Below are 15,802 nucleotides of genomic sequence, written 5' to 3' on the forward strand. Positions count from 1 at the left end.
TTATCGCCTAAAAAAAGTATAAGATCATTTAAAGGCATTCATTTTTAAAATCAAAGCAATAACACAGGAATTTAAATATGCTCATTTATATTATAGTCGGCAGTGTTCGTGAAAGTCGAACTGCAATTAAAGTTGCAAACTGGGTACAACAAGCAATCTCTGAGCTCACGTTAAATAATCTTCAAACAGAAATCGTCGATCTTAAAGAGTGGGATTTACCGTTATTTGCAGGTGCTCACCCACCCGCAACAGGTATCTATGATCAGCCTAAACAGCAAGCTTGGGCAGATAAAATTGCTCAAGCACAAGGATTCATATTTATTAGCCCTGAATATAACCATGGCTATAGTCCAGCACTGAAAAATGCCTTGGATTATATTGGTAAAGAATGGCAAGGCAAAGCTGCAGCTTTTATCGGCTATGGTTCAACCAATGGTTCACGTTCAATTAGCCAAATTCGTCAAGTAACTTCAAGCTTAGGAATTATTGATCCAAATGCAGTGATTGAAATTCGCGACATCTTTAAACGTAATAAAGACGAAAAATTTGAAGCCAATGAATTTGAAGTAAAAGGATTAGCAGCACTCGTTGCCAAATTACAGAAATATAATATCGCCTAATTGTACGTCTAGGCGTACATTGATCAGGTAGATTTACGTCTATTCCACTGTTGACTTGACCGCTAATATAAGATGCATAAAGAGACAGGAAGTCTCATCGAAAATAACAAGATACGCAGGAAGCGGTCGTTGATAAGGAATATAAACGACAAGAAACTGAATACTAAGAAGCCCCGTCAGGATGATGGGGCTTCTTTTTATCTATTCTTTCTCTAGCAATTGCTGAATTCTTTTTTGATAATTATTTAGGAGCTTAGGAAGTTAAGCATATCAAAAAGTATGGTAACTTCCTTATATGAAATCAAAAAATAGATACTATTCCCGTTCAAGAATCACAGAGGCAAAATTCAGACAGATCATTCGCTTTTTTGCCATGGATTTAACTGCTTCAGATACAGCTAAACTCACCAATATTTCTGTACGTTCCATCAATACAATTTACATCAGGTTGCGTAAAAAGATTGCGGCACAATGTGAGGAAATATCTCCTTTCAACGGTATCGTTGAACTTGATGAATCCTACTTTGGTGCTCGTCGTATTCGAGGAAAACGTGGACGTGGTGCATCAGGAAAAACCATTGTATTTGGACTACTCAAAAGAGATGGAAACGTATACACAGAAATTGTGCCTGATTGCTCCAAAGCTACGCTACAGGGTATTATTCGGGGGCAGATAGAGCTTGATTCTGTGATCAATACAGATGGATGGAGAGGCTATGATGGTTTAGTTGATATTGGTTTTGACAAACATTTAAGAGTGAATCATGGGGACAACGAATTTGCATGCGGGGAGCGTCATATTAACGGCATAGAATCATTCTGGGGATATGCTAAAAAGCGACTCGTCAAGTTTAATGGAATTGACAAAAAGATGTTTTATTTGCATCTTAAAGAAACGGAGTATCGCTTCAATTATCGGAACGGTAATTTATATCTCGATTTGCTTAAATTACTCCGTAACAATCCTCTTTAACTTCCTAAGCCCCTTATTTAAAAAATCCTTTGTCACTCTAAAATGTTCTGTTTCCTCATAAGATATCTCTCTAATCCCTGTGTCCGAAAACTGATAAATTTTGGCATTTGGATAAGCCAATAAAATAGGAGAATGGGTAGCAATAATAAATTGAGATTGCTCCTGACATAAACGATCTAAAACCGATAAGGTTGTCATCAACATGGTTGGAGACAAGGCTGCTTCTGATTCATCTAAAAGGTATAAACCTTTCCCTTTTAATTTTATTGTTAATAATTTTAAGAAAGCCTCCCCATGTGAGCGTAAGTGTATATCTCCACCAAATAGTTCACTTGCTTCATATAAGTTGCAACGTTATAAAAGCTCTCGGCACGTAAAAAGTAATAATCTTGAGGCTTCTTATAGCTTTTTATCGTTCGAATCGCCTGATGCAAATCAGAAGCTGTGGTCGCTGTATTTAATTGTACATTACGCGTTCCACCTTTTTCTGAAAAACCCAAAGCAAGTGCTAAGGCCTCAAGAATGGTCGATTTCCCTGAACCATTCTCCCCGACAAAGAAAGTTATTTGTGGGTGGAACTTGATGCTTTCTAAATCGTTAACAGCTGGCTCGACATAAGGGTCTAGCCCAATCCAAAGACTCAGGCGACTTAAACTTTACAGCTCTAATATAAGGTCTTTCTTGCATAAAATATTGGGAAATTTATTATTTGTTATAGCATGCTAGATTTTAAGTTTAAAAAATACCTTAATTCATTTATGAACGTCTTAAGCTGTCATATGCAAAAGCCAGACTAAACTGTACTCACCTTAATTTTCTTTATAAATTTTAAAAATTCAATAAAAAACACCCCCTCTGCATTAGCGGAGGGGGTGTTTTAGAATTAAAAGCTGGCGATGACTTACTCTCACATGGCAAACGCCACACTACCATCAGCGCGAAGAGGTTTCACTTCTGAGTTCGGGAAGGGATCAGGTGGTTCACTCTTGCTATTGTCGCCAGCAAACTGTTGTGGTGTTTTCGGGTCTTATTCACATTAATTAATAATGTTTGCCTTACTTACGATCCAAAGAGTTATTAACGGATTAGATAATTGGTCTGTATTGTAACTAGTTTGTACACTAAATCAAGTTGTGTATTGAATTTATCTTGAATACAACAACCGTTTGGGTGTTGTATAGTCAAGCCTCACGAGCAATTAGTATTGGTCAGCTTCACACGTCACCGTGCTTCCACACCCAACCTATCAACGTCCTAGTCTCGAACGGCTCTTTAGAGGAATAAATTCCTAGGGAAATCTTATCTTGAGGTAGGCTTCCCGCTTAGATGCTTTCAGCGGTTATCCCTTCCGAACATAGCTACCCGGCGATGCCACTGGCGTGACAACCGGTACACCAGAGGTTCGTCCACTCTGGTCCTCTCGTACTAGGAGCAGATCCTCTCAAATTTCCAGCGCCCACGGTAGATAGGGACCGAACTGTCTCACGACGTTCTAAACCCAGCTCGCGTACCTCTTTAAATGGCGAACAGCCATACCCTTGGGACCTGCTTCAGCCCCAGGATGAGATGAGCCGACATCGAGGTGCCAAACACCGCCGTCGATATGAACTCTTGGGCGGTATCAGCCTGTTATCCCCAGAGTACCTTTTATCCGTTGAGCGATGGCCCTTCCATACAGAACCACCGGATCACTAAGACCTACTTTCGTACCTGCTCGACTTGTGGGTCTCGCAGTTAAGCGCGCTTTTGCCTTTATACTCTACGCGTGATTTCCGACCACGCTGAGCGCACCTTCGTACTCCTCCGTTACTCTTTAGGAGGAGACCGCCCCAGTCAAACTACCCACCAGACATGGTCCTCGTCCCGGATTACGGGACAGAGTTAGAACCTCAACATTACCAGGGTGGTATTTCAAGGACGGCTCCATTGGAACTAGCGTTCCAACTTCAAAGCCTCCCACCTATCCTACACAAGTAAGGTCAAAGTTCAATGTCAAGCTGCAGTAAAGGTTCACGGGGTCTTTCCGTCTAGCCGCGGGTACACTGCATCTTCACAGCGATTTCGATTTCACTGAGCCTCTGCTGGAGACAGCGCCGCCATCATTATGCCATTCGTGCAGGTCGGAACTTACCCGACAAGGAATTTCGCTACCTTAGGACCGTTATAGTTACGGCCGCCGTTTACTGGGGCTTCGATCAAGAGCTTCGCTTACGCTAACCCCATCAATTAACCTTCCAGCACCGGGCAGGCATCACACCCTATACGTCCACTTTCGTGTTTGCAGAGTGCTATGTTTTTAATAAACAGTTGCAGCGGCCTGGTTTCTGCGGCTGCCAACCGCTCAGGGAGCAAGTCCCATCACCGTCAGCAGCGTACCTTCTCCCGAAGTTACGGTACCATTTTGCCTAGTTCCTTCAGCAGAGTTCTCTCAAGCGCTTTGGTCTACTCGACCTGACCACCTGTGTCGGTTTCGGGTACGATTCCTGTGTAACTGAAGCTTAGAGACTTTTCCTGGAAGCATGGTATCAGCCACTTCACTGTACAAGTACAGCTTGCTATCGACTCTCAGCATAGAGCACCCCGGATTTGCCTAAGATGCATGCCTACGGTCTTCCACCTGGACAACCAACGCCAGGCTGACTTAACCTTCTCCGTCCTCTCATCGCATTACACAGAAGTATTGGAATATTAACCAATTTCCCATCGACTACGCCTCTCGGCCTCGCCTTAGGGGTCGACTCACCCAGCCCCGATTAACGTTGGACTGGAACCCTTGGTCTTTCAGCGAACGGGTTTTTCACCCGTTTTGTCGTTACTCACGTCAGCATTCGCACTTCTGATACCTCCAGCATACTTCTCAATACACCTTCATCGGCTTACAGAACGCTCCCCTACCACGTATACAAAGTATACATCCGCAGCTTCGGCACATAGTTTTAGCCCCGTTACATCTTCCGCGCAGGCCGACTCGACTAGTGAGCTATTACGCTTTCTTTAAAGGGTGGCTGCTTCTAAGCCAACCTCCTAGCTGTCTATGCCTTCCCACATCGTTTCCCACTTAACTATGATTTTGGGGCCTTAGCTGGCGGTCTGGATTGTTTTCCTCTTGACTACGGACGTTAGCACCCGCAGTCTGTCTCCCGGATAGTACTCATTGGTATTCGGAGTTTGCATCGGTTTGGTAAGTCGGGATGACCCCCTAGCCGAAACAGTGCTCTACCCCCAATGGTATTCGTCCGAGGCGCTACCTAAATAGCTTTCGGGGAGAACCAGCTATCACCAGGCTTGATTAGCCTTTCACCCCTATCCACAAGTCATCCCCTGGCTTTTCAACGACAGTGGGTTCGGTCCTCCAGTTAGTGTTACCCAACCTTCAACCTGCTCATGGATAGATCGCCTGGTTTCGGGTCTATACCCAGCAACTAAACGCCCTATTAAGACTCGATTTCTCTACGGCTCCCCTATTCGGTTAACCTCGCTACTGAATATAAGTCGCTGACCCATTATACAAAAGGTACGCAGTCACCGAACAAGTCGGCTCCCACTGCTTGTATGCATGCGGTTTCAGGATCTATTTCACTCCCCTCACAGGGGTTCTTTTCGCCTTTCCCTCACGGTACTGGTTCACTATCGGTCAGTCAGGAGTATTTAGCCTTGGAGGATGGTCCCCCCATATTCAGACAAGGTTTCACGTGCCTCGCCCTACTCGTCATCATTATGTGTGCCCTTTCGTGTACGGGAATATCACCCTCTACGTTCGCACTTCCCAGAGCGTTCCACTAAAACACACATAACTTAATGGGCTGCTCCCCGTTCGCTCGCCGCTACTAAGGGAATCTCAATTGATTTCTTTTCCTAAGGGTACTGAGATGTTTCACTTCCCCTCGTTCGCTTCATAAACCTATGTATTCAGTTTATGATACCCGCCTTATAGCGGGTGGGTTCCCCCATTCAGAAATCTCCGGATCAAAGGATATTTGCCGCCTCCCCGGAGCTTTTCGCAGGCTATCACGTCTTTCATCGCCTCTGACTGCCAAGGCATCCACCACATGCACTTAATTACTTGACTATACAACCCCAAACAGTCGCTAACCCTTACAAGTAAGGTTAGGACAGATTGCCATGTTCGTTTTTCAACTTACATCGCTCTCATCCAGTTTGTTGTTTCGTGAACTTAATCACCGTACAGCTTCAATCTAAATTCATATACCAAAACGCTTGATTCAGTGTTTTTGCTAGTTCTCAATATGTTTAAATCAATCAAATTACTTCGATCAACTTAAATTCTTGAGTGAACAATTTATTTCAGACTCAATTTTCTAATCTGTTAATGATTAACTACCACCTCGTCGGTGCGTAGTAAACTGTGATAAATCACAGAAGTTAAGAAGCTATTTGCTTACTAAGTTCTGTAATCTTTAGCTCTAAGCTTCGTTCTATGTGTGCCTGCGCACAGCATAGCTGTTTGCTTAAATTCTCGGACAAAGCGTTGCTTTGTTTACCCTCGAATTTGGTGGAGACTAGGAGAGTCGAACTCCTGACCTCCTGCGTGCAAAGCAGGCGCTCTACCAACTAAGCTAAGTCCCCAGCTTTAATCATAATGAACGACATATCTTTTTATCTAGCAGCTTGTGATTATTCATCACTTCGTCAGTAGTGGTGGGTCTGACAAGACTTGAACTTGTGACCCCACGCTTATCAAGCGTGTGCTCTAACCAACTGAGCTACAGACCCTCAGATACATCTTCGAAGAACAACTTGTTGTGGATTCTTACCGGTCACCAATCTTTCGTTAAGGAGGTGATCCAGCCGCAGGTTCCCCTACGGCTACCTTGTTACGACTTCACCCCAGTCATCGGCCACACCGTGGTAAGCGTCCTCCTTGCGGTTAGACTACCTACTTCTGGTGCAACAAACTCCCATGGTGTGACGGGCGGTGTGTACAAGGCCCGGGAACGTATTCACCGCGGCATTCTGATCCGCGATTACTAGCGATTCCGACTTCATGGAGTCGAGTTGCAGACTCCAATCCGGACTACGATCGGCTTTTTGAGATTAGCATCACATCGCTGTGTAGCAACCCTTTGTACCGACCATTGTAGCACGTGTGTAGCCCTGGCCGTAAGGGCCATGATGACTTGACGTCGTCCCCGCCTTCCTCCAGTTTGTCACTGGCAGTATCCTTAAAGTTCCCATCCGAAATGCTGGCAAGTAAGGAAAAGGGTTGCGCTCGTTGCGGGACTTAACCCAACATCTCACGACACGAGCTGACGACAGCCATGCAGCACCTGTATCTAGATTCCCGAAGGCACCAATCCATCTCTGGAAAGTTTCTAGTATGTCAAGGCCAGGTAAGGTTCTTCGCGTTGCATCGAATTAAACCACATGCTCCACCGCTTGTGCGGGCCCCCGTCAATTCATTTGAGTTTTAGTCTTGCGACCGTACTCCCCAGGCGGTCTACTTATCGCGTTAGCTGCGCCACTAAAGCCTCAAAGGCCCCAACGGCTAGTAGACATCGTTTACGGCATGGACTACCAGGGTATCTAATCCTGTTTGCTCCCCATGCTTTCGTACCTCAGCGTCAGTATTAGGCCAGATGGCTGCCTTCGCCATCGGTATTCCTCCAGATCTCTACGCATTTCACCGCTACACCTGGAATTCTACCATCCTCTCCCATACTCTAGCTTCCCAGTATCGAATGCAATTCCCAAGTTAAGCTCGGGGATTTCACATCCGACTTAAAAAGCCGCCTACGCACGCTTTACGCCCAGTAAATCCGATTAACGCTCGCACCCTCTGTATTACCGCGGCTGCTGGCACAGAGTTAGCCGGTGCTTATTCTGCGAGTAACGTCCACTATCCAAGAGTATTAGTCTCAGTAGCCTCCTCCTCGCTTAAAGTGCTTTACAACCATAAGGCCTTCTTCACACACGCGGCATGGCTGGATCAGGGTTCCCCCCATTGTCCAATATTCCCCACTGCTGCCTCCCGTAGGAGTCTGGGCCGTGTCTCAGTCCCAGTGTGGCGGATCATCCTCTCAGACCCGCTACAGATCGTCGCCTTGGTAGGCCTTTACCCCACCAACTAGCTAATCCGACTTAGGCTCATCTATTAGCGCAAGGTCCGAAGATCCCCTGCTTTCTCCCGTAGGACGTATGCGGTATTAGCATTCCTTTCGGAATGTTGTCCCCCACTAATAGGCAGATTCCTAAGCATTACTCACCCGTCCGCCGCTAAGATAAGGTGCAAGCACCTCATCTCCGCTCGACTTGCATGTGTTAAGCCTGCCGCCAGCGTTCAATCTGAGCCATGATCAAACTCTTCAGTTAAAATCATTTTGCACCTTAGTTAAGACAAGGTGCTAATTCTGGCTCATCAATTTTCTGACTAAAAATTCGCTCAAATAAACTTCGAGAAATTTCTACCATTCAATCAATGAAAATTATTTCGATCGATCAACCAGTAAAAATCCACACAAGTTGTTCTTCTATTCTCTTAATGATCTTTTTTCACCTCGTCAGTGAAAAATTTAACACAATAAAGTTAATCAACTTAACCGTTTAAAGCTAAGTTATTTGCTTCATTGCGTCGGGATGTGTGCATTATAGGAGGTTTTTTTTGGTGCGCAAGTGTTTTTAGAAAAAGATTGTGACGAGTGTTGTTTTTTTACCCACAACACCCATAAAAACACAGTGAAAACTACATTAAAATATTGAATTTAAAAAATAAATTAGGTTTTCTTTTAATTCATTCGTTATTTCTTTATTTGCACACTGATAATTTTAATCGGTTGCTTTGGTACATTTTGATGCATTCCATAATTACCTGTAGGCACATTTACGATTTTATCAACAACATTCATTCCTTTGGTGACTTTACCAAATACGGCATAACCTGCATCCATAGCTGAACGATTCAAGAAGCTATTATCAGCAACATTAATAAAAAATTGACTCGTGGCAGAATTAGGATCATTTGTGCGTGCCATTGCTAAAGTTCCCCTTGCATTTTTGAGACCATTATTTGCCTCATTAATAATTGGAGCTTTCGTCGCCTTCTCAATCATATTGGCATCCATCCCCCCACCTTGAATCATAAATCCTGGGATGACTCGATGAAAAATGGTTCCAGCATAAAAGTTACTTTTTACATAACTCTCAAAATTTTTTGCTGATACGGGTGCTTTATCATTAAAAAGTTCAATTTCAATATTCCCCATTGAGGTTTTCATATCAATAATTGTATTTGCAAATAGCTGACCACTTGCTAAAACCAAACTGGTTGCGAGGAATAGTTTTTTCATGATTACTGTTCTCAATTTAAAGTCTATTTAGAATGGGTACCGATTTTAGTTTTCTATCTATAATTTTGCTATTTCTAATTGTTAATTAAAGCATGCCGATGTTCCACGTGAAACATCGGCATTTTTTGAATCAGCTATGCTTATCCCAAAATTTTCTAAAGTTCTTGGCTATTTCGATTGTATTGCGCTTAGCCTTGCTAGAAATAGGTGTCAAATTGATAAATCCATGTGTTTGATCTGGATAATCTACATATTGAACTTTAACTCCGCTTTGTCTCAATTTATGGCTGTAAATTTCCCCTTCATCATGAAGCAAGTCATGCCCAGCTGTAATAACATACGCAGGTGCTAGCTTTCTCAAATTACCATAGGTTGGAGAGATCAGTGGATTATCCAAAGCGATGTTGTGTTGAATCGCATAATACTGAGTAACATAATCAACATCCTTACTCGTCAATACCAGCCCTTCACCATATGCATAAAATGATGGATGTCTACTTTTGAAGTCTACAACTGGATATATAAGTAACTGAGCTTGTGGAGCATAAGATTTACCAGCTGTGTGTTGTGCAACGACTGTACTGATATTTCCGCCGGCACTATCACCAGCAACAGCAATTCTATTTTTATAAATCTTTAATTGTCGGCGATTCTGATAGACCCATGCTAATGCATCTTCACATGATTTGATTAAAAGTTGCGGAGAAGCTTCAGGTGCAAGTGGATAATCAATACTTAACACCTGTACTTTGGCATATTTGGCAACGAGTCGACACACCTCATCATGAGTATCCAATCCACCAACCACAAAACCACCACCATGATAGAACAAGATCATAGGTAGTTTTTTATTGGGTGCAGGATGATAATGTCTAGCGAAGACTGTTCCACTTTGTAAAGGTAATCGAATGTCTTCTACCGATTCAATCTGTGTCGCTTTGTTTAGGATAGCCAACATTTGTGCATCAAACTGGCGGCGTGATTCAATTGGATCTTCCCCGATAAACCCTATACGCCCTTGTTTAATTTGCACCGCCATTAAGCACTTGGTAAAGGCGTCTAAGTCAGGATATTGATAAGGATAACCTAAAACTTTTGCGAGAGATTCTTGAACTATTTTGGGAAGTTTATCTAATGCACGTGCAGCTGTACCTTGTCCTTTATCTAAAATCGTTTGAATTTTCTGAGGTAATGCTGTCACGTTTGTCCCCTTTATCGCACTGTTCATAATTCTTGTTCTTTCCGACTATATGCTTTTATAAAGCCAGAGATCAAGATCAAGATTTCAAAAATATGATGTACGCTAAAGAGCTAAGCTTAAAAAGTCATTAACTATTCTGCTTAATCCAAACTGATTATTTTGCCAATCTATGTCAAAAAATGCTTCATGAGCGTCATTAAAGGATGAGAGTTTTTTCTATTCACTCTCATCCTCTGGATCAATATCCATTTGTGCTTAACGAGTAAATTGATGCAATGTATAGCAGTACATTTTGATCAATTGGATTGGGCATCTATCACACCAATTAATCATATCTTTTACTCAAGAACGAAGAAATTATTGTGCCGAAGCATCTGCTGAGCCTGAAACAGAACCAGAAACACCTGCTGAAGCGCCACCAGGTTGAACATCAACAGATGAACCCGCTTGTACACCTACGCCACCTTGTACGCCTGAAGGGCTAACACTAGTTTGTGCTGAACCAGAAGCATCAAGACCACCTTGTGTTGAACAACCTACAGCTGTGAATGCAACACCTGATACAACCATAGAGATTAGGGCTAACTTTTTCATTGTGTATTTCCTTTCATTATGACAAAAAGCAAAGTTGTCTTTGCGTTGCCTATGATTCACAATTTTTTCGATGAACGTGGTGAGGATTGGTTGCAGTTTGTTGTTTAAGCCGTATTGTTTTGCAATTTTTATTAAACCAGTTTAGATGAGCATTCACTTAATTTTGCAATTCTTTGAATTAGATTAAATATTTATAATTTATTATTTTTCTGCAATACGATTCGGATCAGATCATACAAATATAGTCTTATCTTCAATATTTATCATTTATACAAAGTGCTATTAACACTGCTAAAAACTTACAATTAAAAAGTTTGAGTTAACAATAGATGTATTAAAAATAAAAAACCGTGAAAATTAATCACGGTTTTCTTCGTTTACAGCGAATTTAAGGCCACTGCATCTCACCTTTAACCACTTTAGCACCAAATTCGAGACTGCTTGATTCGCTTAAAGTTGGATATTCTTTTTGCATCATTTGAATTAAAGCAGTCGATGTTTTCGTAACTTTTGCTGCTTTCTCATATTGCTTCAAATAATCGATAGAAAAGTTAACTGCATCCAATCCTTCTGCTGCACCCGCTTTCATGTGTGCTGGAACAACAACATTCGGTTTTAATGATTTGATACTTTCTAATGCCAGTACCACTTCGTTATGATCTTTTGTTGTTGGGGTGTCTGCCATCCATAAATGAATCCCGGAAGAGACTGGAATACCGCCTACAACGGCTTTAGCACTTGGAATCCACAAATAAGTCAGCTCATTTTTTCCCTTAATCTCAATATTTTCATTTTCAAATTTTAAGATCTTAGCCGTATACGCTTGCGGAACAATAATTTGACTCGGTGCATTGGCTCCCATTTTGGGTCCCCAATAAGCAACTTTTAAAGCCTGAGTATCTTGAATATGTTTTACCGTTTCAGGAGTTGCAATGATTTGCACATTTGGGAAATATTGTTTAAATACATCTAAGCCAAAATAGAAGTCAGGGTCACCGTAACTGACAAAAATTGTTTTTAAAGTTTTACCGCTGTCTAAAATATCTGCCGCAATACGTAAAGCTTCCGATTTAGAAAATTGCGCATTGACCAGTAAGACTTCTTTGTCACCTTCGATTAATGTTGAAGTTACGCCAAAATGTTCAGGCTTTGCTAGGAAGTTCTGAATTTTTAAATCCTGTGCAAAGCTTGTTGATGTTGCCGCTAATGCAGTTAGTGCAAGTGTGAATGATTTGATATTCATTAATATGTCTCCTATTTGATAAGAAACACTTTAAGTTGCAATTATTGCCAAATAAACACCCTAAATTAAGATAAAATGTTGCATAAATTGCAACAATAAGAATTCTATATGGATACTTTAAAAGCCATTCAAGTTTTTGTATGTATTACTCAACAAGGCAATTTGAGTAAAGCAGCGGAACATTTAGACTATTCGAAAGCGATGGTGTCACGCTATCTTGAACACTTGGAACAAACCTTTTCTACTAGCCTATTTCAGCGTAATACACGTAAAGTTTCTCTTACCCCTGCGGGTGAAAAAGCCTTGGTATATTGTGAGAATATTTTACAGCAGCAACAGTTGCTTGAAGGTTTGGCTGCACCTGAACAACATAGTGGTACGATCCGTTTTACTTGTGGTTTGTTTTTGTTTCAACTAGGGGTAAATGAATGCATTAAGCAATTTAAAAAATTATATCCACACATTCATTTTGATGTGTATTTAACTGAAAATACTGTTGATTTGATGGATGCTCAGGTTGATCTTGCACTCAGAATTACACAAAAAGTTGCTGATGGTTTAATTACTCGGCCTGTTTGTGATATTGAATATATCTTTTGTGCGCATCCACATTATTTACAAGATCACACTCCCCTTTCACACCCAAGCCAACTGATTCAGCATGAATGTATAGCCCACCATACGCATAATCAGTATTGGACTTTGTTTGATACAGATCAACAACCTCAGAATTATCCATTAAATGTTACGTTTAAAAGTAATGATGTGATTGCGCTCTATCAAATGTGTCTCAAAGCAGAAGGCATTGCCATGTTACCAACGCTATTGGTGCGTCAGGATATAGCACAACATCGTTTGCAACAGGTATTTACAGATTTTTCTGCACCTGACCTAACCTTGTCGTTAGTCTATGCATCAAGGCAACATTTACCGAAAATCACACAAGAATTTATTGCTTTTGTCATCGAAAACTTAAATTTTTACTTAAATCAGCAAAATTAAAAGATTTAAATCAACCTGAACGCTTGAATTTTGTCGCCTTGCCCATACTTCATCCCTATCTATGAATGACCAAGATGTGGCAGTTCGGGTTTAACCCTATGAGCATTCACGCCAAAAGGACTGTACATGTTTAAGAACTTTTTTCAACGGAGATCATCAATGGCTAATGAGCAAAATGAGCAAGCTCAAGACATTCAAAATGAGCAACAAACTGAACAAACTCAAGCTGAAGGTGTAGAGCAAGCAAACGAGCTTAGCGTTGAAGATTTACAAGCGCAAATCACCAAACTCGAAGAAAGCTTGAAACTTGAAAAAGCCCGTACTGCAAATGCCGTGTACGAAGCACAAAAGAGTGTTGAACGTATCCAGCGTGAATCTGAAAAACACAAAGATACCGTTCTTGAGAAATTTGCTAAAGAGTTGTTGGATTCAGTCGACAATCTTGAACGTGCGATTCAAGCCGCTGGTGATGAACAAACACCTTTACTTGAAGGTGTAAAACTGACTTTGAAATCGCTACTGACAACACTTGAAAAATTTGGTGTGGTTGAAGCAGATACACAAAATGGTTTCAACGCAGACCTTCATCAAGCAGTCGGTATCGATCCAAATGCTCAAGCGAACCAAATCGGCACCGTATTGCAAAAAGGTTATACCTTAAATGGTCGCCTACTCCGCCCAGCAATGGTGATGGTAGGTCAATAAATTGACGTTGAGCATTTAAAATTTTGCTCAAAACACAATAATTCGAGAGTTTTTTGATTTTTTTTCATAAAAATGCTTGAAAAAAACCGATTGACTCTCATATCGAATAACAAGCAAATCCCCTTTTAAATTCCATTTATTAAATAGGAAATCAGGGGGTTCACAAAATTTTAGAGGAACATCCCAAATGGCAAAAATTATTGGTATTGACTTAGGTACTACCAACTCATGTGTTGCTGTACTTGAAGGCGATAAAGTAAAAGTAATCGAAAACGCTGAAGGCGCACGTACAACTCCATCAATCATCGCTTATAAAGATGGTGAAATTTTAGTTGGTCAAAGCGCTAAACGTCAGGCTGTAACAAACCCGAAAAACACTTTATTCGCAATCAAGCGTTTAATCGGTCGTCGTTATGAAGATCAAGCGGTACAAAAAGACATCGGTCTTGTACCTTACAAAATCATCAAAGCAGACAATGGTGATGCTTGGGTTGAAGTAAACGACAAAAAATTAGCACCTCAACAGATCTCTGCTGAAATCTTGAAAAAGATGAAGAAAACTGCAGAAGACTATTTAGGTGAAACAGTTACTGAAGCAGTGATTACAGTTCCTGCTTACTTTAACGATGCTCAACGTCAAGCAACTAAAGATGCGGGTAAAATTGCAGGTCTTGATGTTAAACGTATCATTAACGAACCAACTGCTGCGGCACTTGCGTTCGGTATGGACAAAAAAGAAGGCGACCGTAAAGTTGCAGTTTACGACTTAGGTGGTGGTACATTCGACGTATCAATCATTGAAATCGCAGACCTTGATGGCGACCAACAAATCGAAGTGTTATCAACAAATGGTGATACTTTCCTTGGTGGTGAAGACTTTGATAACGCGTTAATTGAATTCTTGGTTGAAGAATTTAAGAAAGAACAAAGTGTGAATTTGAAAAATGATCCACTTGCGTTACAACGTTTGAAAGAAGCTGCTGAAAAAGCAAAAATCGAGCTTTCTTCATCAAATGCAACTGAAATCAACCTTCCATACATCACCGCTGATGCAACTGGTCCTAAACACTTAGTGATCAATGTAACGCGTGCAAAACTTGAAGGTTTAGTTGCTGATTTAGTTGCTCGTACAATCGAGCCTTGCAAAATCGCGCTTAAAGATGCTGGTCTTTCGACTTCAGACATCTCTGACGTAATTTTAGTTGGTGGTCAGTCTCGTATGCCACTTGTACAACAAAAGGTACAAGAATTCTTTGGTAAAGAGCCACGTAAAGACGTCAACCCTGATGAAGCGGTTGCAATCGGTGCTGCGATTCAAGGTGCAGTATTGTCTGGTGACAAAACTGACGTTCTTTTATTAGACGTAACACCATTAACTTTAGGTATCGAAACAATGGGCGGTGTATTAACACCAATCATTGAGAAGAACACTACGATTCCTGCGAAGAAATCACAAGTGTTCTCTACTGCTGCTGACAACCAGCCTGCTGTAGATATTTCTGTTTACCAAGGTGAACGTAAAATGGCTCAACAAAACAAATTGTTGGGTAACTTCCAATTAGGCGATATCCCACCTGCTCCACGTGGCGTACCGCAAATTGAAGTATCATTCGACATCAACGCTGACGGTATATTAAAAGTATCGGCTAAAGATAAGAGCACTGGTAAAGAGCAATCAATCCAGATTAAAGCGAACTCAGGTTTGTCTGATGCTGAAATCGAAGCAATGATTAAAGATGCTGAAGCGAATGCTGAAGAAGACCGCAAATTTGAAGAGTTAGCGAAAGCTCGTAACGAAGCAGATGCTTTAGTATCTAGCTCAAACAAAGCAGTTAAAGATCTAGGTGACAAAGTGACTGAAGATGAAAAAACTGCAATCGCTACAGCGGTTTCTGAGCTTGAAGCAGCAACTAAAGAAAATGATGTTGAAGACATCAAAGCGAAAACTGAAGCTTTACAAAACATCTTGATGCCAATCACTCAACGTGCTTATGAACAAGCACAAGGTGCTGGCGGCGCAGAAGGTTTTGATCCAAATGCATTCCAAGGTGGTGATGCGGGTCAACAACAAAAAGCGGACGATGGCGTTGTAGATGCTGAGTTCACAGAAGTTAAAGATGACAAAAAATAATTTGTCTCTTTAAAAAAGACCGCGCGAAA

At 41.4% G+C, this 15,802-nt stretch carries 9 protein-coding genes, 2 tRNA genes, 3 rRNA genes and 1 pseudogene; 5 read left to right on the plus strand and 10 right to left on the minus strand.

The annotated features are described in order from the left end of the window. The first annotated feature begins 77 nt into the window (after positions 1 to 77). On the plus strand, positions 78 to 620 hold the full coding sequence (locus tag Q9Q86_RS12900) for an NADPH-dependent FMN reductase (protein ID WP_112986951.1): 543 nt from the start codon (positions 78 to 80) through the stop codon (positions 618 to 620). Positions 621 to 915: 295 nt separating this feature from the next. Next, positions 916 to 1,593 (plus strand): IS1595-like element ISAju1 family transposase, encoded by a 678-nt coding sequence (locus Q9Q86_RS12905; protein ID WP_305156052.1) that lies wholly within the window; start codon positions 916 to 918, stop codon positions 1,591 to 1,593. Here Q9Q86_RS12905 and Q9Q86_RS12910 read toward each other — a convergent pair. The 10 genes and pseudogenes from Q9Q86_RS12910 to Q9Q86_RS12955 all read right to left on the minus strand — a co-directional run bounded on the left by Q9Q86_RS12910 (position 1,570) and on the right by Q9Q86_RS12955 (position 11,935). Next, positions 1,570 to 2,280 (minus strand): annotated as a pseudogene (locus Q9Q86_RS12910) (AAA family ATPase). The gene Q9Q86_RS12905 and the pseudogene Q9Q86_RS12910 sit on opposite strands and share 24 nt — an antisense overlap. Positions 2,281 to 2,481: 201 nt before the next feature. Beyond that, positions 2,482 to 2,596 (minus strand): 5S ribosomal RNA (gene rrf, locus Q9Q86_RS12915). Between the two features lie 174 nt (positions 2,597 to 2,770). Further along, positions 2,771 to 5,662, minus strand: a 23S ribosomal RNA gene (locus tag Q9Q86_RS12920). Positions 5,663 to 6,104: 442 nt separating this feature from the next. Further along, a tRNA-Ala gene (locus Q9Q86_RS12925) sits at positions 6,105 to 6,180 on the minus strand. Between the two features lie 70 nt (positions 6,181 to 6,250). Further along, positions 6,251 to 6,327, minus strand: a tRNA-Ile gene (locus Q9Q86_RS12930). A gap of 59 nt (positions 6,328 to 6,386) precedes the next feature. Then, positions 6,387 to 7,923: ribosomal RNA gene (locus Q9Q86_RS12935) — 16S ribosomal RNA — on the minus strand. The 16S, 23S and 5S rRNA genes sit together here with 2 tRNA genes alongside, the layout of an rRNA operon. A 425-nt stretch (positions 7,924 to 8,348) precedes the next feature. Next, on the minus strand, positions 8,349 to 8,897 hold the full coding sequence (locus Q9Q86_RS12940) for a peptidylprolyl isomerase (protein WP_112986675.1): 549 nt from the start codon (positions 8,895 to 8,897) through the stop codon (positions 8,349 to 8,351). Between the two features lie 130 nt (positions 8,898 to 9,027). Next, entirely contained in the window at positions 9,028 to 10,098 is a 1,071-nt protein-coding gene (locus Q9Q86_RS12945; protein ID WP_205669711.1) for an alpha/beta hydrolase, read from the minus strand. A gap of 357 nt (positions 10,099 to 10,455) precedes the next feature. Further along, the gene (locus Q9Q86_RS12950; protein ID WP_004914451.1) at positions 10,456 to 10,692 is read right to left on the minus strand and encodes a hypothetical protein; all 237 of its coding nucleotides are present in this window, start codon (positions 10,690 to 10,692) and stop codon (positions 10,456 to 10,458) included. Between the two features lie 388 nt (positions 10,693 to 11,080). Further along, positions 11,081 to 11,935, minus strand: a complete 855-nt coding sequence (locus Q9Q86_RS12955; protein WP_112986673.1) for an MBL fold metallo-hydrolase — start codon at positions 11,933 to 11,935, stop codon at positions 11,081 to 11,083. 108 nt (positions 11,936 to 12,043) lie between these two features. Here Q9Q86_RS12955 and Q9Q86_RS12960 point away from each other — a divergent pair, with 108 nt between their 5' ends. The 3 genes from Q9Q86_RS12960 to dnaK all read left to right on the plus strand — a co-directional run bounded on the left by Q9Q86_RS12960 (position 12,044) and on the right by dnaK (position 15,773). Beyond that, a complete protein-coding gene (locus tag Q9Q86_RS12960) occupies positions 12,044 to 12,937 on the plus strand; it encodes a LysR family transcriptional regulator (RefSeq protein WP_112986672.1) in 894 nt (297 codons plus the stop codon). Between the two features lie 159 nt (positions 12,938 to 13,096). After that, positions 13,097 to 13,642: a nucleotide exchange factor GrpE gene (gene grpE, locus Q9Q86_RS12965; RefSeq protein WP_005158808.1), complete on the plus strand. Its 546-nt coding sequence runs from the start codon at positions 13,097 to 13,099 to the stop codon at positions 13,640 to 13,642. 187 nt (positions 13,643 to 13,829) lie between these two features. Next, positions 13,830 to 15,773, plus strand: coding sequence for a molecular chaperone DnaK (gene dnaK, locus Q9Q86_RS12970; RefSeq protein WP_004949942.1), 1,944 nt, complete (start codon positions 13,830 to 13,832; stop codon positions 15,771 to 15,773). Positions 15,774 to 15,802 lie beyond the last annotated feature (29 nt).

The organism is Acinetobacter sp. A22 (genome assembly GCF_030913345.1).
Taxonomy (GTDB): domain Bacteria; phylum Pseudomonadota; class Gammaproteobacteria; order Pseudomonadales; family Moraxellaceae; genus Acinetobacter; species Acinetobacter junii.